The 23,371-nt window shown below is 54.1% G+C and carries 20 protein-coding genes; 6 read left to right on the top strand and 14 right to left on the bottom strand.

The genetic code is table 11. From position 1 onward, the window contains the following. Window position 1: 1 nt before the first annotated feature. Window positions 2-1,051, bottom strand: coding sequence for a nitrogen regulation protein NR(II) (glnL, locus tag LQK91_RS21205; RefSeq protein ID WP_008926971.1), 1,050 nt, complete (start codon window positions 1,049-1,051; stop codon window positions 2-4). A gap of 138 nt (window positions 1,052-1,189) precedes the next feature. Continuing rightward, window positions 1,190-2,599 (bottom strand): glutamate--ammonia ligase, encoded by a 1,410-nt coding sequence (gene glnA, locus LQK91_RS21200; protein WP_003850740.1) that lies wholly within the window; start codon window positions 2,597-2,599, stop codon window positions 1,190-1,192. A 438-nt stretch (window positions 2,600-3,037) separates the two neighbouring features. Here glnA and typA point away from each other — a divergent pair, with 438 nt between their 5' ends. The 5 genes from typA (at window position 3,038) to fabY (ending at window position 7,981) form a co-directional block, all read left to right on the top strand. Next, window positions 3,038-4,861 (top strand): ribosome-dependent GTPase TypA, encoded by a 1,824-nt coding sequence (typA, locus tag LQK91_RS21195; RefSeq protein ID WP_003850742.1) that lies wholly within the window; start codon window positions 3,038-3,040, stop codon window positions 4,859-4,861. A 209-nt stretch (window positions 4,862-5,070) separates the two neighbouring features. Beyond that, window positions 5,071-5,667, top strand: a complete 597-nt coding sequence (gene yihX / locus LQK91_RS21190) for a glucose-1-phosphatase (RefSeq protein ID WP_003851357.1) — start codon at window positions 5,071-5,073, stop codon at window positions 5,665-5,667. A gap of 3 nt (window positions 5,668-5,670) precedes the next feature. Next, window positions 5,671-6,543, top strand: a complete 873-nt coding sequence (locus LQK91_RS21185; protein ID WP_003851355.1) for a virulence factor BrkB family protein — start codon at window positions 5,671-5,673, stop codon at window positions 6,541-6,543. Beyond that, window positions 6,540-6,977, top strand: coding sequence for a D-aminoacyl-tRNA deacylase (dtd, locus tag LQK91_RS21180; protein ID WP_003851353.1), 438 nt, complete (start codon window positions 6,540-6,542; stop codon window positions 6,975-6,977). The genes LQK91_RS21185 and dtd overlap by 4 nt, the downstream gene beginning before the upstream one ends. Window positions 6,978-7,033: 56 nt before the next feature. Further along, the gene (gene fabY, locus LQK91_RS21175; RefSeq protein WP_003851352.1) at window positions 7,034-7,981 is read left to right on the top strand and encodes a fatty acid biosynthesis protein FabY; all 948 of its coding nucleotides are present in this window, start codon (window positions 7,034-7,036) and stop codon (window positions 7,979-7,981) included. Window positions 7,982-8,017: 36 nt separating this feature from the next. Here the strand turns inward: fabY and LQK91_RS21170 are convergent, their stop codons facing one another. From LQK91_RS21170 to gmk, 7 genes are all read right to left on the bottom strand, one after another. After that, window positions 8,018-9,697 carry an AsmA family protein gene (locus LQK91_RS21170; RefSeq protein ID WP_008926969.1) on the bottom strand — a complete coding sequence of 560 codons (1,680 nt, stop codon included), beginning with the start codon at window positions 9,695-9,697 and terminating at the stop codon, window positions 8,018-8,020. Between the two features lie 118 nt (window positions 9,698-9,815). Continuing rightward, window positions 9,816-11,189: a nucleobase:cation symporter-2 family protein gene (locus LQK91_RS21165; protein WP_003851350.1), complete on the bottom strand. Its 1,374-nt coding sequence runs from the start codon at window positions 11,187-11,189 to the stop codon at window positions 9,816-9,818. Between the two features lie 104 nt (window positions 11,190-11,293). Continuing rightward, window positions 11,294-13,372, bottom strand: coding sequence for an ATP-dependent DNA helicase RecG (gene recG, locus LQK91_RS21160; RefSeq protein WP_105100099.1), 2,079 nt, complete (start codon window positions 13,370-13,372; stop codon window positions 11,294-11,296). After that, window positions 13,369-14,067 carry a tRNA (guanosine(18)-2'-O)-methyltransferase TrmH gene (gene trmH / locus LQK91_RS21155; RefSeq protein ID WP_003851348.1) on the bottom strand — a complete coding sequence of 233 codons (699 nt, stop codon included), beginning with the start codon at window positions 14,065-14,067 and terminating at the stop codon, window positions 13,369-13,371. Before trmH ends, recG begins: the two co-directional genes overlap by 4 nt. Window positions 14,068-14,069: 2 nt before the next feature. After that, window positions 14,070-16,178 (bottom strand): bifunctional GTP diphosphokinase/guanosine-3',5'-bis pyrophosphate 3'-pyrophosphohydrolase, encoded by a 2,109-nt coding sequence (gene spoT, locus LQK91_RS21150; RefSeq protein WP_003851347.1) that lies wholly within the window; start codon window positions 16,176-16,178, stop codon window positions 14,070-14,072. 20 nt (window positions 16,179-16,198) lie between these two features. After that, window positions 16,199-16,474 carry a DNA-directed RNA polymerase subunit omega gene (rpoZ, locus tag LQK91_RS21145; RefSeq protein ID WP_003851346.1) on the bottom strand — a complete coding sequence of 92 codons (276 nt, stop codon included), beginning with the start codon at window positions 16,472-16,474 and terminating at the stop codon, window positions 16,199-16,201. Between the two features lie 54 nt (window positions 16,475-16,528). Then, complete coding sequence (gene gmk, locus LQK91_RS21140) at window positions 16,529-17,152, bottom strand: guanylate kinase (RefSeq protein ID WP_033743562.1); 624 nt, start codon at window positions 17,150-17,152, stop codon at window positions 16,529-16,531. 240 nt (window positions 17,153-17,392) lie between these two features. Here gmk and ligB point away from each other — a divergent pair, with 240 nt between their 5' ends. Further along, the gene (ligB, locus tag LQK91_RS21135) at window positions 17,393-19,144 is read left to right on the top strand and encodes an NAD-dependent DNA ligase LigB (RefSeq protein WP_003851344.1); all 1,752 of its coding nucleotides are present in this window, start codon (window positions 17,393-17,395) and stop codon (window positions 19,142-19,144) included. Here the strand turns inward: ligB and LQK91_RS21130 are convergent. The 5 genes from LQK91_RS21130 to LQK91_RS21110 form a co-directional block, all read right to left on the bottom strand. Continuing rightward, entirely contained in the window at window positions 19,082-19,699 is a 618-nt protein-coding gene (locus tag LQK91_RS21130) for a trimeric intracellular cation channel family protein (protein ID WP_008926964.1), read from the bottom strand. The two genes, ligB and LQK91_RS21130, sit on opposite strands and share 63 nt — an antisense overlap. Window positions 19,700-20,131: 432 nt before the next feature. Next, entirely contained in the window at window positions 20,132-20,776 is a 645-nt protein-coding gene (locus LQK91_RS21125; RefSeq protein ID WP_003851343.1) for an oligosaccharide flippase family protein, read from the bottom strand. A gap of 82 nt (window positions 20,777-20,858) precedes the next feature. Beyond that, entirely contained in the window at window positions 20,859-21,125 is a 267-nt protein-coding gene (locus LQK91_RS21120) for a hypothetical protein (RefSeq protein ID WP_003851342.1), read from the bottom strand. A gap of 433 nt (window positions 21,126-21,558) precedes the next feature. Beyond that, window positions 21,559-21,954: a hypothetical protein gene (locus tag LQK91_RS21115; RefSeq protein WP_008926961.1), complete on the bottom strand. Its 396-nt coding sequence runs from the start codon at window positions 21,952-21,954 to the stop codon at window positions 21,559-21,561. Window positions 21,955-22,090: 136 nt separating this feature from the next. Further along, window positions 22,091-23,233 carry an alanine racemase gene (locus tag LQK91_RS21110; RefSeq protein WP_003851340.1) on the bottom strand — a complete coding sequence of 381 codons (1,143 nt, stop codon included), beginning with the start codon at window positions 23,231-23,233 and terminating at the stop codon, window positions 22,091-22,093. Window positions 23,234-23,371: the final 138 nt, after the last annotated feature.

The raw sequence follows: 23,371 nt of genomic DNA, 5'->3' as shown, positions 1-23,371 counted from the left end.
CTCACTGGCGAATAGGCAGGTAAACCGAAAATTCGGTGTGTCCCGGCCAACTGTTAAATTCTATTTTTCCTGAATGTTGATCAATCAGGCTACGGGCGATGGAGAGGCCTAAACCGGTTCCGCCTTCACGTCCGCTGACCATCGGATAAAACAGCGTATCCTGCAGCTGGGCCGGAATGCCGGGGCCATCATCTTCAATATCAATACGTGCTACCAGGCGATAACGCGTGCCGTGCAGCGTGAGCTGGAAAGCGGTGCGGGTGCGGATAATGATGGTGCCGCCATCGTCTCCCAGCGCCTGAAGCGCATTGCGCACCACGTTAAGCAGTACCTGTTCAATCTGATCGGGGTCGTGCGGCAGTTCCGGCAGGCTGGGGTCATAATCCCGTACCAGCGAGACATTCTCCGGCAGCTCCATCGAGACCAGATTAACTACGCGTTCAGCCACCTGATGAATGCTCTGCGTGATGTGCATACCCGGCTGCTGCGGCCCTAACAGACGATCCACCAGATTCCGCAACCGGTCGGCCTGTTCAATAATGACTTTGGTGTATTCGTTCAGCGAGGGATCGGGCAGGGCGCGGGATAAAAGCTGTGCCGCGCCGCGCAACCCTCCCAGCGGATTTTTAATCTCATGAGCCAGACCACGAACCAGATCGCGAGCGGCCACCTGCTGAGCGTGCTGTAACTGCTCCTGACTGAGCCGACGCTGATTATCCATCGGCGCCATTTCCATCAGAATTAAGCCATCGGGTAATCGCTGGGCGGTCAGCGACATAATGTGCGCGCGACCATCAACGACCAGCGTAACCTCACTGTCAGTGAATCCCTGGCCAGCCTCAAGACTCTCGCGCATCACCTCAATATTCAGCGAAAAGTAGCCGGTCAATTCCGGTAACGGCGTGCCGAACAGCTTGCGTGAGCTTTGCGCCAGTAATTGCTGCGCCGCCGGGTTGGCGTAATGGATAACCAGATCGTTATCCACCAACAAAATACTGTTGATTAAAGCATTGAGAATCTGCCCTGCATCGGGCAGAGAGCCAGTTGCCATAAAACGTACCTCTGCACCAATCAGGTGCATTTTAGTCTTAAAGCCGTAAGGAGGGCGAATGAACGGTAAATTCGCGGAGAAAAAAGCCCATCCGAAGATGGGCTAAAAGTTTCCACGGCAACAAAATCGTTTGACCAGTTAAACGCTGTAGTAAAGCTCGAACTCAACCGGGTGTGGCGTCATGCGAACGCGATCCATCTCTGCTTTACGCAGTTCGATGTAAGCATCGATCGATTCGTCAGTGAATACACCGCCGCGGGTCAGGAACTCGCGATCTTCGTTCAGTGAATTCAGCGCTTCTTCCAGAGAGCCCGCAACTTTTGGAATCTCAGCTTCTTCTTCCGGTGGCAGGTCATACAGGTTCTTGTCCATCGCATCACCAGGATGGATTTTGTTGATGATGCCATCCAGGCCAGCCATCAGCAGTGCGGTGAACGCCAGGTATGGGTTAGCCGCTGGGTCCGGGAAGCGCGCTTCGATACGACGGGCTTTCGGGCTGGCAACCACCGGAATACGGATTGACGCTGAACGGTTACGGGCAGAGTAAGCCAGCATAACCGGTGCTTCATAACCCGGAACCAGACGCTTGTAAGAGTTCGTGGTCGGGTTCGCCAGTGCGTTAATTGCTTTAGCGTGCTTGATGATGCCGCCGATGTAGAACAGCGCCATTTCAGACAGGCCGCCGTACTTATCGCCGGCAAACAGGTTCTGGCCACCTTTAGAGAGTGACATATGGCAGTGCATGCCTGAACCGTTGTCGCCAAACATTGGCTTCGGCATAAAGGTCGCGGTTTTGCCGTAAGCATGAGCAACGTTATGGACGACATATTTGTAGATCTGAATTTCGTCAGCTTTTTTGGTCATGGTATTGAAGCGGGTAGCCACTTCGTTCTGACCCGCAGTCGCCACTTCGTGGTGATGCGCTTCAACAACCAGGCCCATCTGCTCCATGGTCAGACACATGGCAGAACGGATGTCCTGTGATGAGTCGACTGGTGGAACCGGGAAGTAGCCGCCTTTCAGACCTGGACGGTGACCTTTGTTACCGCCTTCGTACTCTTTACCGGTGTTCCATGCCGCTTCGATATCGTCGATAGCCACATGTGAACCGGAAGTCGATGAACCGAAACGGATGTCATCGAACAGGAAGAATTCTGGTTCTGGTCCAAACAGCACGGTATCCGCGATGCCGGAAGAGCGCAGGTAATCTTCAGCGCGTTTTGCGATAGAACGTGGATCGCGGTCGTAGCCCTGCATAGTGCCTGGCTCAAGGATGTCACAACGGATAATGAGCGTAGAATCTTCGAAGAAAGGATCCATGACTGCCGTGGTAGCGTCAGGCATCAGCACCATGTCTGATTCGTTAATGCCTTTCCAGCCGCCAATAGACGAACCATCGAACATTTTGCCTTCTTCGAAGAAGTCAGCGTTAACCTGGTGAGCAGGGATAGTAACGTGCTGTTCTTTACCTTTGGTATCGGTAAAACGCAGGTCAACAAACTTAACTTCATGCTCGTTCATCATCGAGAGAACGTGTTCAGCGGACATACTCAACTCTCCTGGAAATGGTCTTTCATTATCTACATGGCGAGGAAACGTCGTTTCCGGAATTCGCAGCGGGAAAACAACTCCCTGACTACCCGCTTCCGGCACGCTCTTCAACCGACATCTGACTGGCGATTACGCTTGATTTAGATAAAGCGAATTCTGTGCCAACTTTTCTGATGCTGCTTAAATCGCCTTGTGATGCACCTTTTTGTCATAAAGCACCTGCACCAGGATGGTCCTGGTGCACTAAAGTGGTGCTTTATGATGATTTATTGGCACTGTTTTGGTGCATAAGACCAACTTAGTGCATTTTCTGCACCGGGAACAGGGCAAATTTGCACCTATCTAATAAACTTTCAGTGAAAAGTGTGATGGTGTTCAGTCTTCCGCTTAATCAGTGTACAATAACGCGCTATTTCTAATGCCTGAGGCAAAGCTGTGATCGAAAATTTGCGTAACATCGCCATCATCGCGCACGTTGACCATGGAAAGACCACCCTGGTTGACAAACTGCTGCAACAATCCGGTACTTTTGATGCCCGTACCGAAGCAACAGAGCGCGTGATGGACTCCAATGATTTGGAGAAAGAGCGTGGGATTACCATCCTCGCAAAAAACACCGCCATTAAGTGGAATGACTACCGTATCAACATCGTTGATACCCCAGGACACGCCGACTTCGGTGGTGAAGTTGAGCGCGTCATGTCCATGGTGGACTCGGTGCTGCTGGTTGTAGATGCGATGGATGGCCCTATGCCGCAAACCCGCTTCGTGACCAAAAAAGCGTTCGCGCATGGTCTGAAGCCGATTGTGGTTATCAACAAAGTAGATCGCCCTGGTGCGCGTCCGGATTGGGTTGTGGATCAGGTATTTGACCTGTTCGTTAACCTGGATGCGACTGACGAGCAGCTCGACTTCCCTATCATTTTCGCCTCTGCGCTGAATGGTATCGCGGGTCTTGAGCACACCGACATGGCTGACGATATGACCCCGCTGTATCAGGCAATCGTTGACCACGTTGCGCCTCCGCAGGTTGAGGCTGATGCGCCACTGCAGATGCAGATCTCTCAGCTGGACTACAACAACTACCTGGGCGTGATCGGCATTGGCCGCATCAAGCGCGGTAAAGTTAAGCCGAACCAGCAAGTCACTATCGTTGATAGCGAAGGCAAAACCCGTAACGGTAAAGTCGGTAAAGTCCTGACTCACCTGGGTCTTGAGCGTATCGACAGCGATCTGGCTGAAGCGGGCGATATCATTGCTATCACCGGTCTGGGCGAGCTGAACATCTCTGACACCATCTGTGATCCACAGAATGTGCAGGCGCTGCCAGCACTGAGCGTTGATGAGCCAACCGTAACCATGTTCTTTAACGTCAACACCTCACCGTTCTGCGGTAAAGAAGGTAAGTACGTGACTTCACGTCAGATCCTTGAGCGTCTGAACAAAGAACTGGTTCACAACGTGGCTCTGCGCGTTGAAGAAACCGAAGATTCTGATGCGTTCCGCGTGTCAGGTCGTGGTGAGCTTCACCTGTCAGTTCTGATCGAAAACATGCGTCGTGAAGGTTTCGAACTGGCGGTATCCCGTCCGAAAGTTATCTTCCGCGAGATCGATGGCCGTAAACAAGAGCCATTCGAGAACGTTACGCTGGATATCGAAGAGACGCATCAGGGTTCCGTTATGCAAGCCATGGGTGAGCGTAAAGGCGATCTGAAAAACATGGATCCGGATGGCAAAGGCCGCGTACGTCTCGACTACGTGATTCCTAGCCGTGGCCTGATTGGCTTCCGTAACGAATTCATGACGATGACTTCCGGTACCGGTCTGCTCTACTCTACCTTCAGCCACTACGACGATATCCGTCCAGGCGAAGTGGGCCAGCGTCAGAACGGCGTTCTGATCTCTAACGGTCAGGGCAAAGCTGTAGCGTTCGCTCTGTTCGGTCTGCAGGATCGCGGTAAGCTGTTCCTGGGTCATGGTGCAGAAGTCTATGAAGGCCAGATCATCGGTATTCACAGCCGTTCTAACGACCTGACCGTAAACTGTCTGACTGGTAAGAAGCTGACCAACATGCGTGCTTCAGGTACTGATGAAGCAACGACACTGGTACCACCGCAGAAAATGACGCTGGAACAGGCGATCGAGTTCATCGATGATGACGAACTGGTCGAAGTGACTCCACTGTCAGTGCGTATCCGTAAGCGTCACCTGACTGAAAACGACCGTAAACGTGCTTCACGTGGTCCTAAAGACGCATAATTGCGCCTTTAAAGAATAAAAAGCCCCGCATGCGGGGCTTTTTTTTGCCTGAAATTCGGATTTACTCAGCCGGACCAGCGAATATTTGTGCGAATGATGTCGCGCTTTACTCACCTTCTGGCGTTTACGCTTTTCTCTCAGCCCGTGCCTGTTCAGCCTGCACTTTTGCCGCTAGAGTGAATACTCCAGGGAACAGAAGGAGACACACCATGCTGTATATCTTTGATTTGGGCAATGTGATTATTGATATCGACTTCAACCGCGTGCTGGGTGTCTGGAGTGACTTTAGTCGTGTACCGCTGGCTTCGCTACAAGGCCATTTCCAGATGGACGAAGCGTTTGAGCAACACGAACGTGGCGAGATCAGTGATGAAGATTTCGCACTGGCGCTGTGCGAAAAGCTGGAGATCGCACTGAGCTATGAGCAGTTTGCGGCTGGCTGGCAGGCGGTCTTCGTTGACGTGCGTCCGGAAACCCTGGCGCTAATGAACCGGCTGCGGCTGGAAGGTCATCGGGTGGTAATCCTCTCTAACACGAACAAGCTGCATTGCGAATTCTGGCCAACGCAGTATCCGGACGTGCAGCAGGCAGCGGATAAAATCTACCTGTCACAGGAGATAGGTATGCGCAAACCGGAAGCGCGGATTTATCAGCATGTGCTGGATGCAGAAGGTGTGACTGCCGATCAGGCGGTGTTCTTTGATGATAATCCAGAGAACATTGAGGCGGCCCGTGCCCTGGGTATTGAAAGTGTACTGGTTACTGACAGTAAAACGGTACCCAACTGGTTTGCGGGTCTACAGTAACTCATGATGTCACGTAAATTTCGCCCCAGGCTGCATGCATTCTGGTTGTGGCTCAGGCTGTTATGGAAACGCATTGATGAGGATGGCATGACGACCCAGGCCGGTAATCTGGCTTATGTCTCATTACTGGCGTTAGTGCCGCTTATTGCAGTGGTCTTTGCCCTGTTTGCGGCGTTTCCGGTTTTCTCTGACATCAGCGTGCAGTTAAAACAGTTTGTCTTCAACAATCTGATGCCTGCTGCAGGTAACACGTTGCAACGCTATCTTGAACAGTTTGTTGCTAACGTAAACCGGATGACGGCGGTCGGGGCAGTCGGTCTTATCGTGACCGCCTTACTGCTGATGCATTCGGTCGATACGGCGTTAAACACCATCTGGCGCAGCAACAAAAAGCGACCGATGGTTTACTCCTTTGCCGTCTACTGGATGATCCTGACGCTCGGTCCGCTGCTGGCCGGTGCCAGCCTGGCAATCAGCTCTTATCTGCTTTCCCTGCGCTGGATTAATGCCACTGGCGTAACCAGTCTGGTCGATCAGATGCTGCGCATTTTCCCGCTTCTGCTGTCGTGGTTCGCCTTCTGGTTACTCTACAGCATTGTTCCCACCCAACGGGTGCCACCGCGTGATGCGCTGATTGGCGCGCTGGTTGCCGGGGCGTTGTTTGAGCTGGGTAAAAAGGGCTTTGCGCTCTATGTTACTATGTTCCCTTCATATCAGTTGATCTACGGCGTACTGGCCGTGATCCCCATTCTGTTTCTCTGGGTCTACTGGACCTGGTGTATTGTGTTGCTGGGCGCTGAAATAACCGTCGCGTTAGCTGACTATCGGCAGTTGAAGCAGCAACACCAACAAGAAGAGCAACGCGAGGAAACATGATTGCATTGATTCAGCGCGTGCAGCGCGCCAGCGTCAGCGTCGATCAGGAAGTGACCGGTGAAATTGGCGCGGGTTTACTGGTTCTGCTGGGCGTAGAAAAAGGCGATGACAACGCGCGAGCGGAACGTCTCGCAGAACGTGTACTGGGCTATCGCATCTTTAGCGATGAGCAGGGCAAGATGAACCTGAGTGTCCGCCAGGCGGGCGGAAGTGTGCTGGTGGTGTCGCAGTTTACGCTGGCCGCGGATACGCAAAAAGGGATGCGCCCCTCGTTTTCGGGTGGCGCTGAACCTGCTGAAGCCGAACGTCTGTATGAATACTTCAGCGACTGCTGTCGCCAGCAGGGGATTACTACGGCGAATGGCCGTTTTGCTGCAGATATGCAGGTCTCGCTGGTGAATGATGGTCCTGTGACGTTCTGGTTGCAGGTGTGAGATCGTCAGCTGAGCGGCAGGGAACAGGCCATACATCCGAGCGGGAGAAACATTACATGTATCACCTTCGCGTGCCACAGACGGCGGAAGAGCTGGATATCTATTATCAGTTCCGCTGGGAGATGTTACGTAAACCTCTGCGTCAACCGCAGGGGTCAGAACGTGACGCCTGGGATGCCCTGGCACATCATCAGATGGTGGTTGATGAACAGGGAAATCCGGTCGCTATCGGCCGTCTCTACATTAATGCCGACAATGAGGCCGCTATCCGCTTCATGGCCGTTCATCCTTCGGTGCAGGGTAAAGGGCTGGGAACGCTAATGGCGATGACGCTGGAGTCGGTAGCGCGTCAGGAAGGAGCTAAACGGGTAACCTGTAGTGCCCGCGAAGATGCTGTCGCATTCTTCGCTAAGCTCGGCTACGTCAACCAGGGCGAGATTACCGCGCCCCAGACGACGCCGGTTCGCCACTTTCTGATGATCAAGCCTGTCGTTACGCTCGATGATATCCTGCATCGTGCCGACTGGTGCGGACAGCTGCAGCAGGCCTGGTATGATCATATTCCGCTCAGCGAGAAGATGGGTGTCCGTATTCTGCAGTTTACCGGGCAGAAATTTATCACCACCATGCCGGAAGCGGGCAATCAGAATCCACATCAGACGTTGTTTGCTGGCAGTCTGTTCTCGCTGGCCACGCTGACCGGCTGGGGATTGATCTGGTTACTGCTGCGCGAGCGCCATCTGGGCGGCACCATTATTCTGGCGGATGCGCACATTCGCTACAGCCACCCGATTAGTGGCCGGCCTGGCGCGATTGCTGACCTCGGCTCATTAAGCGGCGATCTCGACCGTCTGGCGCGCGGACGTAAAGCACGTGTGCAGCTTGAAGTTGAGCTTTTTGGCGACGATGAGTGTGGCGCTGTGTTTGAGGGGGTCTATATTGTTCTGCCTGCCGATCCTGACGGGCCGCTGGAAGAGGGCGGTTCCGGCGCACGTATAAACTAATCATAAGGGCCGCCTCCGCGGCCCTTATTGATCCTGTTAACGCACCTGACCGGCCTGCATTGTCTGCTGTAACTGTTGACTGTCCGTCGTCACCGACAGAGTGCCATTCACGGTCGGGCGCAGTGGCTGGCCTGCGGGTAATGCACCGCTTAGTTGCAGCTGCATATTACTGTCACCGGTTAACGGCAATACGGGCCATCCCCAGTTCTGCAACACATTCACCGGCACTGCCCGACCCGTCAGTTGCAGTGTCAGAGGACGCGCTGGCTGCTGACCTACGGTGGCGGTTCCTTCGAGCAGGCCCTTGTTACTGAACGCACTCAGTTCAGTAACCTGAATCTGCTGCGGGTCAGCACTTAGCGCAATCGACGGATGACGCAGATCGGTGCGGTTAAAGGTCGACTCTGCCGCGTTCAGGCTGAGCTTACCCGACCAGATCCCCCACTGATGCTGCTGAGCCAGCAGCAGGTTTTCGCCAGCGCCATCCAGTGAAGTCAGCTGGAAGGGAAACGCCGGATTAATATCGATAATCAGGTTACGGTTAGAGGTGAAACGCGTTACCTCTACACTCTCCAGCCACGCGGGCAGTGTCGCCTGCCAGCGGTCACGCCAGTCCTGCGGCAGCGTGTATTCCAGTCCGGCAACGGCCAGATTTTTCAGCGTCAGGCGCTTATTGCTGCGCGACCAGTCACCGTCAGCCCGAATCACCCCGTTCGCCCAGCGTGAACTGAATTGTGTCAGCGCCACACCCTGCGGTGAGAAATCCAGGTTAAGGATAGGGTCATTAAGCTCGAATCCACCGTCGATAAAATTGCTGGCATTCAGCGCCAGTGAACCGTCGTTACTCTGCCAGTCATCTCCCTGCCAGTTAACGTTTCTCAGCGTCAGATCCAGATCTGTCACCGCCCAGTCAGGCCCCTGCAGACGGGCATCGGTCATGTCGAGGCGGGTAATGGCAATTGACGGAACAACCTGCAGGCTATGCAGGAAATCTTTCAGGCTGCTGGTAGTCTGCAGACGGATGTCGTTCAGTCGCAGCTGATTAATTTTCCAGTTGCCCTGGGCATCGCGCTCACCGTTACCGGTCATGGAGCCACGCGCCAGGTCGGCACCAATATTGTCAAAGCGCATCCGACCCTGGGAAACACTGCCCTGAATCAGGACGTTTTCACCCGGCACATTATTCAGCGTCATGCTGCCTGCGCTCATCTGGAAGCGGGCATCGCGACCCAGCATATCCAGCCCCGTGGGCTTCCACGGCAGGATGCCGCCATTAACCTGCTGAGCAAACAGCGGTAACGCGCTCTTGGGACTGTCGATACGCATATTATTGAGTTGCAGGCGATCGGCCTGAATCGGCAGCGTGCTGCCCTGCGCCAGATTAGCCAGATTCACTTCCCCATCGCGCAGCTCAAGGCTGCTGAAATGCAGCGGATCGCTGAACTGAATCAGCGCCAGGCCGAGATCAACCCGTTTCGCGACCAGCACCGCAGGCTGACCATCGTGACCAAAGCTGAAGTCATCCAGAATGATATGAGAGGGAGAAGAGAAATTGTGTTCAATTTTACTCAGGGAGAGATGCCATTCGGTTTTGTCGCTCACCCAACGGCTAAACCAGCCTGCACCCCACTGTGTCTGCAGCAGTACATAGATCACGACCAGGGTAAAAAGCAGCAGTAAAAGTAAGGTGAGGAAAAACTTTCCAATAAATTTCATAGCATCCTTCCCGAGTTAAATCCGGTGAGAGGTTGTTATGCCTGAATTACCGTTACAGCTCAACAGCCTGGATGTAAATCCGAATAATTAGCAGGCAGGCCGAAGCCTGCCTGTGGCCTTACTTCTCTGGCGGAAAAATCAGGTTGAGCACGATTGCGGTAATACCGCCTGCGGCAATGCCGGAAGAGAGCAGCGTTTTCAGCCAGTCGGGGGCAAACTGCAGGATCAGTGGCTGCTGAGACACGCCCAGACCCACCGCCAGCGACAGCGCAATAATCATGATGGCGCGACGATTAAGCGGCTCGCGTGACACGATGCGAACACCTGAGGCGGCAATGGTGCCGAACATCACAATGGTTGCGCCGCCGAGTACCGGCTCAGGAATCATCTGCACCAGACCGCTGACCGCCGGGAACAGCCCCAGCACAATCAGCATCAGTGCGACAACAAAGCCCACGTAGCGGCTGGCCACGCCGGTCAACTGAATCACACCGTTGTTCTGACCGAAGCAGGAGTTAGGGAAGGTGTTAAACAGCGCGGAGACAAAGGAGTTGAGGCCATTTGCCAGCACGCCGCCTTTCAGGCGTTTCATATAGAGCGGGCCGCTGACCGGCTGTTCCGACACATCCGAGGTGGCAGTGATATCGCCGATGGTCTCCAGGGAGGTCACCATAAACACCAGCATCAGCGGGATGAGCAGATTCCAGTCGAAGCCCAGCCCGTAATAGAGCGGGGTCGGCACCACGATCAGCGGCTGATCAGCAGGGATGCCCGCTGCCGGCAGCATGCCCATCGCCCAGGCCAGCAGATAGCCCACGGCCATCGCAATCACCAGGGAGGCGACGCGCAAATAGGGGTTTTTCTGCCGGTTAAGCAGCACGATCACCAGTAGCACGGCGCCAGCCAGCATCAGATTCTTTGGTGCGCCAAAGGTATGGTCACTCATCGCGCTAAAACCGCCGCCAATCGAGGTCAGTCCTACCTGAATCAGCGACAGCCCAATAATCATCACCACGATACCGGAAACCAGCGGCGTGATAATCCGGCGAGCCAGATGCAATACGCGTGACAGCACCATTTCGGTACAGGAGGCCACCATCAGCGTGCCAAATAGCGCCGCCATCATGGTGGGCACGTCAGCGCCGCCATTCTTCAGCGCCATCCCGCCCATGATCAAAGGCGTCACAAAGTTAAAGCTGGTGCCCTGAATCGACAGCAGACCCGAACCCACCGGTCCCCAGGTTTTGATTTGCAGCAGCGATGCCACACCTGAAGCAAACAACGACATGCTGATAACGTGCCGGGTATCTTCTGCGGGCAGGCCCAGCGCCTGACAGATCAGAATGGCGGGCGTGATGACCGCGACAAACATCGCCAGCAGATGCTGACCAGCGGCAAACAGCGTTTGCGGCAGAGGTGGACGATCTTCAAGACGATAAATCAGTTCGCTTTGCGTGGCGGAAGGCTGGTCTGGCTGAGGATTGGTGGACATCTTCTGTTCTTCCCAAAAAATAATGTGGCGATTGTAATCATCCGCCGGGCAAAAGCAATCGTTTGCCCGGCACGGATATAAAAGCCGACTTGATGGGATCTCATTCAGACGTTGGTAAAACGGGTGTTCTCTGGCAGCCAGCGTTCAATCAGAGCGCTGGCCTGCTCGGGATAGTGCTGGTGGATGTGGCGCGCCACACGCTGAACTTCGGGCACCATCGCCGCATCGCGCAGCAGGTCGGCCACTTTAAATTCGGCGTTGCCGGTCTGACGTGTGCCCAGCAGTTCACCCGGTCCGCGAATCTCCAGATCGAACTGGGCAATAACAAAGCCGTCATTACTGTCGCGTAGTACCTGTAAACGCTTCTGCGCCGTCTTGCTCAGCGGCGCTTTATAGAGCAGTACGCAGTGTGATGCCACGGCACCACGACCCACACGGCCTCGCAACTGATGCAGCTGTGCCAGCCCTAACCGCTCAGGGTTTTCGATAATCATCAGGCTGGCATTCGGCACGTCCACGCCGACCTCAATGACGGTCGTCGCTACCAGCAGCTGGAGTTCATTCGCTTTAAACGCCTGCATGACCGCCTGTTTTTCAGCGGGTTTCATGCGGCCATGCACCAGTCCGATATTTAAGTCGGGCAGCGCGGTTTTCAGGGATTCCCAGCTGGCTTCTGCCGCCTGTGCTTCCAGCAGCTCTGACTCTTCAACCAGCGTGCAGACCCAGTAGGCCTGACGTCCCTCCCGGCAGGCATGCTCAACCCGCGCCACAATCTCCTCGCGTCGCGTATCGGGGATGGCCACGGTGGTCACCGGAGTACGTCCCGGCGGCAGTTCGTCGATGGTTGAGGTATCGAGATCGGCATACGCGGTCATCGCCAGGGTGCGCGGTATCGGTGTGGCGGTCATGATCAGCTGATGCGGATGGAAACCCTGCATCTCACCTTTTTCCCACAAGGCCAGTCGCTGGTGAACGCCGAAGCGGTGCTGCTCATCAATAATGACCAGCGCCAGACCATTGAACTGCACCTGCTCCTGAAACAGAGCGTGTGTGCCCACGACCATTGCCACCTGACCGCTGGCTATCGCCTCCTGCTGTGCCTGGCGGGCTTTGCCTTTCTGTTTTCCGGCCAGCCAGCCGACTTCAATCCCCAGCGGCGCAAACCACTGGCGGAAGTTACTGGCGTGCTGTTCAGCCAGCAGTTCGGTCGGTGCCATCAGCGCAACCTGCTTGCCATGGGCGATAACGTTCAGCGCAGAGAGCGCAGCCACCAGTGTCTTACCCGAGCCGACGTCGCCCTGCACCAGCCGCATCATCGGGAAATCATTGGCCAGATCTTTCTCTATCTCCGCCACCACGCGCTTTTGCGCATTGGTCGGCGAGAAAGGCAGCGCGGCCAGCAGCTGGTCACTGAGATTGTGTCGCGGCGGCATCGGTAACGCGTAATAGCGCTGAGCGCCTGCGCGCACTGCCAGCATGCTGAGATTATGCGCCAGCAGCTCTTCAAGAATTAATCTGCGTTGTGCCGGATGACGGCCACTTTCCAGCTCGCTGAGCCGGAGATCGGGCGGCGGACGATGCAGTGTGCGCAGCGCATCTGGCAGGCTGATTAAGCCGCCGCTTAACTCCTTCGGCAACAGCTCGGCAATCGGGCAGCTTTCCAGCAGCGTCAGCGCCTGGTCAGTGAGATTACGCAGCGTGGCCTGTCGAATGCCTTCGGTCGTGGGATAAACCGGTGTTAAGGTCTCTTCCAGCGTCACATTGCTCTGCTCGCCCTGGATGCGGTACTCGGGGTGAATAATCTCAGCGCCGCGCTGACCGCGCTTAATTTCACCATAAGCGGTAACACGCCGTCCCGGCGACAGATTGTTCTTCATCCCGGCATTAAAATTGAAGAAGCGCATTGTCAGCACGCCACTGCCATCGCTGATCTGACACACCATCATCCGGCGACGACCAAAAGTGATATCTGTGTGCAGCACTTCGCCTTCTACTGTGGCCCAGATACCGGGAAGCAGATCATTGATAGCATAGAGTTGGGTGCGGTCTTCGTAGCGCAGCGGAAGATGAAGCAGGAGATCCTGAACGGTGTGCAGGTCAATTTTGGCCAGTTTTGCTGCCTGGCTGGCACCGACGCCGGTCAGTGTACTGAGCGGAATGGCATCCAGCAGACGGCCTTTCATCGTCTTTTACCGGTCGACTGCATGGTTGCCCACCAGCTGGGATCGGCGTCGACTTCGCCCTGCGCATTGATGCGCGGATAGGGTAGACCTTTCTGCTTTGCGACCCGCGCGAGCACCGGGAATCCGCCTTCGAACAGCAGGCGTTGCTGCTCATCCTCGTCCAGCAGGCTGTAATCGCGCAGGTAAAGACCGGCGTTCTGCCGCTGTCGCTGGGCTTCATAGAGGATAAGCGCGCAGGCGACCGAGACATTCAGCGACTGCACCATACCCACCATGGGGATCACGATCTGACGATCAGCCAGCGCCAGCGCTTCTTCGGTGATGCCGGTTTTTTCCTGCCCCATCAGAATGCAGGTGGGAAGGGTATAATCGATCTCACGAAAATCCACCGCATCGGCGGAGAGATGGGTCGCTAAAACCTGCATCTTCTGCTGTTTGAGCTGTTTTACGGCATCGCCGATGGTGGGATGGGTGACCACTTTCACCCAGCTGTTGCTGCCGGCAGACGCGGAAGCCTGCGTGCGCATCCGCTGGCTCGGCCAGACGGCATGCACTTCGTGGATGCCAACGGCGTCGGCCGTGCGGATCACCGCTGAAACATTGTGTGGTTTATGCACCTGCTCCATGCAGACCGTCAGGTCGTGCTGGCGCAGTGCCAGCATCGCCTGAATCCGGGCAAAACGTTGATCGTTCATGCCTAATTACGGTTACGGTGGACTTTGATCACATCCGGCATCACGCGAATTTTACGCATGATATTCGCCAGATGAACGCGGTCACGTGCGGTGAGGCGGATAAAGGCGCTATAGACGCGACCATCACGCTCTTCGGTATTCAGGCTCTGAATATTCGAACCCGCCGTGTTGATGGCCGCCGTCAGATTAGCCAGCGCGCCCTGATGGTTAAACATGTCGACTTTGATTTCTGCTACGAACTCCTGCTCGGTGACTTTATCCCACTCGACCGGCATGAATTTTTCTGGCTCTTTCTGGTAGCCACGAATGTTCCGGCAGGATTCATGATGCACCACCAGCCCTTTGCCAGGACTGACATGGGCAACAATCGGGTCACCAGGAATCGGTCGGCAGCATTTGGCGAAGGTAATCAACACGCCATCTGCGCCTTTAATCGGCAGTTTACCGCGCTTGCTGGTGCTGGTGATGGCCTTGCTGTCAGCCTGCAGCAGGTTCTTCGCCACCACCACGCTCATCGCATTACCGAGGCCAATTTCCGCCAGCAGATCATCAAGGGAAGTCAGCTTCATGCGGTCCAGTTCCTGTCTGATATTCTCAGCCGGGATTTCAGCCAGTTTACGGCTACCGCCCAGCGCATGGCTGAGCAGGCGGCGACCCAGATTAACCGAGTCTTCGCGCTTGAGGTTCTTCAGGAGCTGACGAATTTTGGCGCGGGCTTTGGAACTGACGACAAAATTGAGCCAGGCGGCGTTTGGACGAGCGCCTGGCGCGGTGATGATCTCAATCGTCTGACCGCTGGTCAGGGTTTGCGACAGCGGATAAGGCTGGCGGTCAACGCGTGCGCCGACGCAGGCGTGGCCGATATCGGTGTGCACCGCATAGGCGAAATCTACCGGCGTCGCGCCGGTTGGCAACTCAACAATGCGGCCTTCAGGCGTAAAGACGTAGATCTCATCAGGGAAAAGATCGGACTTCACGCTTTCAATAAATTCAAATGAACTGCCCGCACTCTGCTGCAGCTCGAGCAGGCTTTGCAACCAGCGCTGCGCGCGAATCTGTGCAGTGGTGCCACTTTCGCCCGCCTGTTTATAAGCCCAGTGCGCAGCGACTCCCATTTCTGCCATCTGATCCATATCCTCAGTGCGAATCTGCACTTCAACCGGCACGCCGTGCGGGCCGATCATGGAGGTATGGAGCGACTGATAGCCGTTGGCTTTGGGGATGGCGATATAATCTTTAACGCGGCCCGGACGCGGCTTATATAAGCTGTGCATCTGGCCCAGAACGCGATAGCAGGTATCCAGATCTTTCACGATGACGCGAAAGGCATAGATATCCATGATCGAGTGAAAACGCTGCTCTTTCAGCGTCATTTTGCGGTAAATCGAGTAAAGATGCTTTTCGCGACCGCTGACGCGGCAGGGAATGCCCGCTTCCTGTAAACGGCCATCAATCTCAGAAAGAATCTTCTGGATCATCTCTTTACGATTACCACGCGCAGCTTTCACCACCTCTTTAATCACCCGATAACGGTTCGGGTAAAGTGCTTCAAAACCGAGCTCTTCCAGCTCTGTTTTAAGGTGATGAATACCCAGGCGGTGTGCCAGCGGACTATAAATCTCTAACGTTTCCAGCGCGATGCGGCGACGTTTGTCCGGGCGTAAAGACCCAAGGGTGCGCATATTATGGGTGCGGTCAGCCAGCTTGATGAGAATGACGCGGATATCCTGCACCATCGCCATAATCATCTTGCGGAAGTTCTCAGCCTGCGCTTCTTTCTTATCGCGGAATTTCAGCTTATCCAGCTTTGAAACGCCTTCGACCAGCTCCGCCACGCTTTTACCGAACAGCTGTTCCATATCCTGGTAAGTGGCGGGCGTATCTTCGATCACGTCATGCAGCAGCGCGGCCATGAGCGTTTCATGGTCGAGCTTCATTTCCGCCAGAATACAGGCCACGGCAACCGGATGGGTGATATAAGGCTCACCACTGGAGCGTGTCTGTCCCTCGTGGGCATCACGTGCGACAAGGTAGGCTTGCTGGAGGCGCTTGATCTGCTCCTCTGGCAAGTATTTTTCAATCAGTTGATTGAGACTTTCAAACAGATACAAGGGCGACCTGCAGGTGGCTGTTAACGACGACCTTCAGCGATAGCGGTAACGGCCTGTAACTCAGCGGCTTCCTGCTCTTGCTGTTCCTGACGATCACGCACATCTAAAATCTGATTGGTGACCAAACCTTCTTCGATTTCGCGCAGGGCGATAACGGTAGGTTTATCGTTCTCTTCCGGAACCAGCGGATCTTTGCCGCCAACCTGCATCTGACGTGCACGACGTGCAGCGACCAACACCAGGTCAAAACGATTACCAACTTTTTCTACTGCGTCCTGAACGGTTACGCGTGCCATAGGTGTGCTACTCCACAGATGAAGAAATGACTGCGCATCATACTGAAACTGTATTCAGACTGCCAACAGTTTGCTGATTAAAGCATCGTGACGCGCCTTCTGACGCGCCATACGCAGACGTTCTGCGCGAATAATGGTTTTCAGATCGGACAGCGCCAGATCAAAATCATCATTCACAATTAAATAGTCATACTCGGCGTAGTGGCTCATTTCCGCTACTGCCTGAGCCATGCGACGTGTGATCACCTCTTCGCTGTCCTGACCACGACCGCGCAGACGGCGATCGAGCTCTTCTTTCGAAGGCGGCAAAACAAAGATGCTGCGTGCGCCAGGCATTTTAGCGCGGATTTGCTGCGCGCCCTGCCAGTCGATGTCGAGGAACACGTCAACGCCGGTTGCCAGCACCTGCTCAATGGCATGGCGTGACGTACCGTAGTAGTTGTCAAAAACCCGGGCATGTTCGAGGAAAGCATCTTCCGCGATCATCTGCTCAAATTCATGTTTCTCAACAAAAAAGTAATGTTCGCCATGGGTTTCACCCGGGCGCATACCGCGCGTCGTGTGCGAAACAGAGACCTGCGTGTCATACAACGGCTGGGTCTTTAACAGTGCCTGAATCAGGCTGGATTTCCCTGCACCGCTGGGAGCCGAAACAATATAGAGCGTGCCTTGAGCCATGGTTTTCTTGAATTGATTAAAAGCGGAGTCGATTTCCTGCACAGTATACACAGCTTCCCGTTGCCACGCAGCGTTTGCGCAGCGAGAACACCCAATCTTTTGCGCCTCTGCGCGCAAATCTCTGTCGGGCAGCTGTAATGGTTCACGGATTACCCTGGCATCTCTTCCGGAACGAAACCTCGCCTCTGGCTGACGCTAATGCATTGCTGTTGAATGCCACAAAACGTCAGAGGAAAGAGTATGAAAGGATTCGGCTGGCCGCTATCTGCGATTATTCTGTGGTTCGCCCTATGGCCTGCGCACAGTGCCGTTTGTCCGGTCTGGACACCCGTACGGGCGACTGAAGAGATTGGCCGTTTGCAACAGCAACTGCAACACTGGGATGACGCTTACTATCGCCAGGGGCAGAGTCCGGTGACTGACACGGATTACGATGCGCTGCAGCAGCGGCTTGTTACCTGGCAACACTGCTTTAGCGCTTCTCAGCCCACTTATTCCCCGCAACTGCCTGGCAAGGGTGAGCACCTGCATCCAATCGCCCATACTGGCGTAAAAAAGATGCGCGACAAGCTGGCACTGGCTTACTGGATGCAGGGGCGACGCGATCTCTGGGTGCAGCCAAAAGTTGATGGCATCGCCGTTTCACTGGTGTATCGCCATGGCAGGCTGGTCTCGTTGTTAAGTCGTGGCGATGGATTGCGCGGTGAAGAGTGGCTGGCTAAAGCCGCCTGGATCCCGGCAATTCCGCTGCATATCGAGACCCCTCTCGACGAGGTTGTACTGCAGGGCGAGCTGTTTTTGTTGATGAACGGTCATCAGCAGGCGATTGATGGCGGCAAAAATGCGCGCTCACTGGTGGCCGGCGCGATGATGAGCAGGCAGCGGACTCCGCTGCTGGATTCGCTCGGTGTTTTCATCTGGGCATGGCCAGATGGTCCCGCCACAATGACGGAGCGCCATGAGCAACTCAGCCGCTGGGGGCTGGGCATTGCAGCAGAATGGAGCCACAACGTTAAAGATGAAGAGGACGTAGCCATCTGGCGTGAGCGCTGGTTTCATGCTGCGCTGCCTTTTGTCACAGACGGCGTGGTGGTTCATCAGAGTCTGCGGCCTGCAGGCAAAAACTGGCTGCCAGGCGAGGGTATATGGGCGGTTGCCTGGAAATATCAGCCTCCTGAAGTCAGTGCTGAAGTGCTCTCCGTCGATTTCCCCATTGGCCGAACCGGAAAAATAGCGGCGGTACTTAATCTTCAGCCAGTGCAACTGGATGATAAAACGGTCAGGCGGGTTAATGTCGGATCGCTACGTCGCTGGCAGGAGAGCGATATCGTCGCGGGCGATGTGGTCACGCTGAGTCTGGCGGGTCAGGGAATTCCCAGGCTGGAGCGGGTCATCTGGCGCGTGGCAGAGCGACATTATCCTCAGCCTCCCGAGGCGTCGCGTTATACGCCATTGAGTTGTTATACCTTCAGCGCTGAGTGCCAGAAGCAGTTACTGGCGAAATTACGCTGGCTCAGCCAGAAAACGGTGCTGAATATTCCTGGGGTTGAGCGCAGCACCTGGCTGCGCTTACTGGAAAGCGGCAGTATGACGCATCTGTTCGGCTGGCTGACGTTAACACCAGAACAGATTGCCGCCGCGACGGATCTCTCTCCGGAACGTGCGGAGCAGCTCTGGCACAGCTTTAATCTCACTCGTCAGCAACCGTTTCGTCGATGGGTGAAGGCCCTTGGTGTTTCATTGCCGCAAAAGGCCCTGAATGCGCTGCCCGATCAGCAGTGGGAGAGCGTAATGCGGCGGGATGTTATGGCCTGGCAAACTCTGCCGGGCGTTGGTGCGGGGCTGGCAACGCGCCTGGCTGAGCAGTTTCAGGATGCCCGTCTGCAGGCCCTCATCGCGTTCCTGCAACAGCAGGGTATTCCTGCGTCCTCAATGCTCGGGGTGGGGATAGTTGAAAATCGGCAAACCGAGACGGAAGCGCAGCGCCAGTAAACGGGCAAAAAAGCCGAACAGCAGGGTAATGATAATCACCGCTTCATGCGCCAGCGTGGTTTTCAGCAGCAGGATATACATCCAGCCCGAGGCGAAAGCGATACCGGCGTACAGCTCTTTCTGAAACACCAGCGGAATGCGATTACAGAACATGTCACGCAGTACGCCGCCAAAGACACCTGTAATCACTGCGCTTATCGCGGCAATAATCATGGCGTGTCCGGAATCAAGTGCAACCTGCGCGCCGATAATCGAAAAGACCACCAGACCTAATGCATCCAGCACCAGAAAAACTTTGCGCAGGTGGGTCATCAGGGGCGCCAGGAATGTGGTGACAACCGCCGCAGCCGCCACAATCATGATGTATTCGGGATTTTTCACCCAACCCAGCGGATAGTGACCCAACAGGATATCGCGCACCGAGCCACCACCGATTGCGGTCACTGACGCAATAATAATGACCCCGAACAGATCCATTTTGCGACGACCCGCCGCCAGCGCACCTGTCATGGCTTCAGCAGTAATACCAATAATGTAGAGAACGGTCAGTAACATAGCAGACTCCAGTAAGACGGCGGCAAGGCTACAGCATTGCTTAACAGGCGGCGACAGAGATTTCAGGCGGTCGGCGTCCGGGATTTGCGCAGTGTATACCAGTCCGGCCCGGCATCAGCATAGAAAGACTTTTCAGTGCAAAACCGGTGATGAATGCTGGTGAAGGTTAAGATGAGATAATGTGCAGAGGAGTTGCGCGGGCCTGGCTGGTGTTAACTGACTCAGAACCAGCAGGAGATTTACAACCCATAACGGCCAGAAATTTGCAGATCAGACATTGGTCTGTAAAGGAGATAGAAAGAACGGGATGCTGCAGCTAAAGAAAGGAGTAAAAATATATCGACAGGATTAACAAAAAGAAAGGCGTGCTGGTTAACAGCACGCCAACGCATCGTTTCGGATGCTCAGAGCCCACCATACAGACTTATTTTATTATTTGTTTCTTGCGCGAATTTTAGCAAAAGCATTCAGACTAAAGTGATATTCCGGCTGGAACCATGAACGACCATAGTAGCAGTAAATCAGCATGCGAATGGAAGCCATCGCAAGGTAACCCCAGATCGCACATAATACAGAAGGTGTCAGCCAGACGGTAAATAAGGTGACTGCAAGTCCGGCTAATACTGAGGACGTTTCAGCAAAAGCAATGCGTGTATATTGCTTTTCACGCTGTAATACCGCACGGTAATGCTGACCCTGAGGGATGATAATAAACACCACTGAGACCATCTGCAGCATGAGAGCCAGTTCGGGCTGATTAAACAGGCTGTTCAGCAGGTGACTGCCCGTAAATAAAAGACCAAACACCGCGACACCCATCAACATATTACCCCAGTAAATGGTTGAGAGGTCATTGATTGAGAGCATACAGCGACGGATCAGTGTATTTGAGAAGCCGCGATCGGCCAGAGTATCAATAAACAGTAAGGCAATTATGGCAATCGCCAGCAGGTTAAGCTCATTCGCCTGCAGAATCTGCGCCAGCAACGAGAGTTGCAACACGCCAATGCCAATAATTTTGATTGAAGAGAGCAGAGACCATTTTGCGCTATTAAGACTGCTTTCACGTATTGCCATAATATACTCGTTAGAGTTCATCAACTCTGTGAGAATTAAATAATTGTGTAACGGCAAGAAGAGGTTGCTGTGACACCGTTAGTTAGTGCAATTTTTCCGGCCGAAGTCCTGAAATACCTCTCCAGGCTTGCCATGTTATTATTGATTCAATCAAATGATGCTCAGATAAAAAATAGATATCCCTGGTAAATTCCCTGTTTCGTGTCATGGCGGAATCCCCTGCAGTTAACAGAAATTCCGCCAGATCACGAATAAATCCTTTTGTATTTTTATATTCTCCTGCCAGCATCCTTGCGGCAATCTCAACGAATTCTTTTTCTGATAACAAAGGATAGGTTGAGCGGTCCATGACTTTTTCCTGCTTTATCATTATGGGTATTGCTGTGTGTGGAATGATTTATACATTGTTTTATTTAATTTAACACCATAAGAAAAGTCTGATTGCACGACCGCAGAAATAAATGGTTTCACTTTATGCATGATAAATATTAAATCTTCAGGAGAGCAGTGATAAACAATTGTTGATGATTAATGTATGTCTCTAAGGCAGAAGGTCATCAGGGGAGACAGAGAAGCCTGAAATCCGGGAAGATCAGCTATGTGAAAGCGGGTTAAGCCAGGAATTTTCCTGGCGGAGATGCTTAAGCAGGGTTGGTGGTAAATGTGTATCGGGGATGAGTAATCAGATAAGCGCTTTATGCTTTAATGTCAGAAGTTTTTCTATTTTTTTTCGTTAGCGACCAGCGATAAGTACAGAGAAAAACGTACGCTAAGTCCTTGATTTACTGTGTCAGAAGCTGATTGAGTTTCTCCAGATCATTGCTAACCCATTCAATATCCTGCTTAAATCTCTCATCTGAAGTAAATGGCTGGCGATAAACCGTAACCATTACCTCGGCACCCTGTTCATTAGCGATCACGCGCATCGGCACATAGATCTCCTTTCCTGAGCCGTTATCAATCCAGTGATCCATTACGCCAAACGGATTGTATGGTGAGAACCTGAGCTTCACATTGCCCAGGGGGCCTTTAGCACGCCAGCGATGTCCATCGGGTTCTAATGCACTGTGCGTTAACCCGGATGCCCATTTTGCGAAAAATTCCGGCTTCCAGATAGTTTCATAAAGATCTAACCAGTGACGTGGGATCGTCAGGCTCAGCGTGCGAGAGGAGAGCATGTAACCTCCAATGGATAAGCGAAAAAGGCATTAAAGCATGGGGCCAGACTTGTTAAAACGGTGTAACAGTAGAAGTGTGGTGTTGACAGGGTTTCGTACAAAAGGCAGACAACGGATGAGGCTGTCTGCCGCAGAATCAGATGAAGTTGCCACGCGCAGAAACGGCATGATCTTCGCTATGACCACTGGCGTGGCGCAGAACAAAGCCATCCGACTGCGCCATCACTGCGCAACTGTGATTCGGGAAGATACGCAGCAGCGTGCCGACTTCAGGGCGGCGATCCTGAAACAGCAGAAAACCGTGCTCCTCGGATAACTTCGTCACTTCATAGGTATTGCCCGCTTCGTCTGCTGCAACACCAAAGCCGCTGGCATTGGTGCCGTGCGGCCCTTTATCCGAACTCAGCATTTTTGATCCGGCGTCAACAATGGCGAAATGATCGTTTACCGCCACAACGCGGGTAATGACGCTCATTGCCAGTTGATCGACGTGGCTTAACCCAAGGCGGCAGGCAGTAAGATCCAACAGTGCATAGTTACCGGGCCGGATTTCATTAATGCAGGGCGCAATCTCTGCTGCCAGCGCAGTAGGAGTTGACCCCACTGAGAGAGGGCAGTCGGTAAAACCCGCAGCCTGCAGTTTTGCCTGAACGCGCTGCATCAATGCCGTTTCCTGGCGGGCGACCTCCGCAATGGCTGCGGCATGACCCGCACCATAAGCGTGACCGGCATGTGACACTAATCCGGCAAAGCGTAATCCCTTGTCCTGTAATGCCTGGGCAATCAGCACGGCGTCATCTGTATCGGGATTGACGCCAATGCGATGTAACCCAACATCCACTTTAATCGCCACCGCCAGCTCGCACCCTGGCTGATGCTGGCAGGCCTCAGCGATCGCCGCCACGCCCTGCAGGCTGTCCGCAATCAGGGTGAGTCTGACCTGATGAAGCACGGCGAGGCGCAGTAATTCAGCCACGCTTTGCGGATGTACAACCGGATAGGCTAACAACAGATCGCGTATACCACCCCGAATAAAACTGATGCCTTCGCTGGGTTTTGAGACGGTGATCCCCTGCGCGCCAGACTCAATCTGTCGCCGGGCAATCCAGACGCTTTTATGCGTTTTGATATGCGGACGCAACGCGACGCCAGCCGCACGGGCTTTGCGCTGCATATGCTGCAGGTTGCATTCCAGGCGTGCTGCATCCACTTCAATGTAAGGTGTGAGGCGATCGTCAATCAGCGGACGCTGCCACTGCTGTGTGTCATTGATATCCATAAGGTGTCCGTTAATAACGAGATAAGAAGATTCATCATTCCCTAATAATCTCTCTGATACCAGCCTGCTTACCGCAGAACAGGCATGTTGAGCAGCAGAAACAAGAGCCATTGCTATAACGCGAGAGGCATGATGAGG

The sequence above is a fragment of the Pantoea sp. MHSD4 genome, from assembly GCF_021043305.1.
Taxonomy (GTDB): Bacteria; Pseudomonadota; Gammaproteobacteria; order Enterobacterales; family Enterobacteriaceae; genus Pantoea; species Pantoea eucalypti.
The sequence above is the reverse complement of the archived record's forward strand: the minus strand, read 5'-3'. Positions and strand labels throughout refer to the sequence as shown.

What these genes read in the sequence shown, in the direction of transcription:
- glnL (WP_008926971.1), bottom strand. Translation starts at nt 1,051, where the DNA reads ATGGCAACTGGCTCTCTGCCCGATGCAGGGCAGATTCTCAATGCTTTA.
- glnA (WP_003850740.1), bottom strand. Translation starts at nt 2,599, where the DNA reads ATGTCCGCTGAACACGTTCTCTCGATGATGAACGAGCATGAAGTTAAG.
- yihX (WP_003851357.1), top strand. Translation starts at nt 5,071, where the DNA reads ATGCTGTATATCTTTGATTTGGGCAATGTGATTATTGATATCGACTTC.
- LQK91_RS21185 (WP_003851355.1), top strand. Translation starts at nt 5,671, where the DNA reads ATGATGTCACGTAAATTTCGCCCCAGGCTGCATGCATTCTGGTTGTGG.
- dtd (WP_003851353.1), top strand. Translation starts at nt 6,540, where the DNA reads ATGATTGCATTGATTCAGCGCGTGCAGCGCGCCAGCGTCAGCGTCGAT.
- fabY (WP_003851352.1), top strand. Translation starts at nt 7,034, where the DNA reads ATGTATCACCTTCGCGTGCCACAGACGGCGGAAGAGCTGGATATCTAT.
- LQK91_RS21170 (WP_008926969.1), bottom strand. Translation starts at nt 9,697, where the DNA reads ATGAAATTTATTGGAAAGTTTTTCCTCACCTTACTTTTACTGCTGCTT.
- LQK91_RS21165 (WP_003851350.1), bottom strand. Translation starts at nt 11,189, where the DNA reads ATGTCCACCAATCCTCAGCCAGACCAGCCTTCCGCCACGCAAAGCGAA.
- recG (WP_105100099.1), bottom strand. Translation starts at nt 13,372, where the DNA reads ATGAAAGGCCGTCTGCTGGATGCCATTCCGCTCAGTACACTGACCGGC.
- trmH (WP_003851348.1), bottom strand. Translation starts at nt 14,067, where the DNA reads ATGAACGATCAACGTTTTGCCCGGATTCAGGCGATGCTGGCACTGCGC.
- rpoZ (WP_003851346.1), bottom strand. Translation starts at nt 16,474, where the DNA reads ATGGCACGCGTAACCGTTCAGGACGCAGTAGAAAAAGTTGGTAATCGT.
- gmk (WP_033743562.1), bottom strand. Translation starts at nt 17,152, where the DNA reads ATGGCTCAAGGCACGCTCTATATTGTTTCGGCTCCCAGCGGTGCAGGG.
- ligB (WP_003851344.1), top strand. Translation starts at nt 17,393, where the DNA reads ATGAAAGGATTCGGCTGGCCGCTATCTGCGATTATTCTGTGGTTCGCC.
- LQK91_RS21130 (WP_008926964.1), bottom strand. Translation starts at nt 19,699, where the DNA reads ATGTTACTGACCGTTCTCTACATTATTGGTATTACTGCTGAAGCCATG.
- LQK91_RS21125 (WP_003851343.1), bottom strand. Translation starts at nt 20,776, where the DNA reads ATGGCAATACGTGAAAGCAGTCTTAATAGCGCAAAATGGTCTCTGCTC.
- LQK91_RS21120 (WP_003851342.1), bottom strand. Translation starts at nt 21,125, where the DNA reads ATGGACCGCTCAACCTATCCTTTGTTATCAGAAAAAGAATTCGTTGAG.
- LQK91_RS21115 (WP_008926961.1), bottom strand. Translation starts at nt 21,954, where the DNA reads ATGCTCTCCTCTCGCACGCTGAGCCTGACGATCCCACGTCACTGGTTA.
- LQK91_RS21110 (WP_003851340.1), bottom strand. Translation starts at nt 23,233, where the DNA reads ATGGATATCAATGACACACAGCAGTGGCAGCGTCCGCTGATTGACGAT.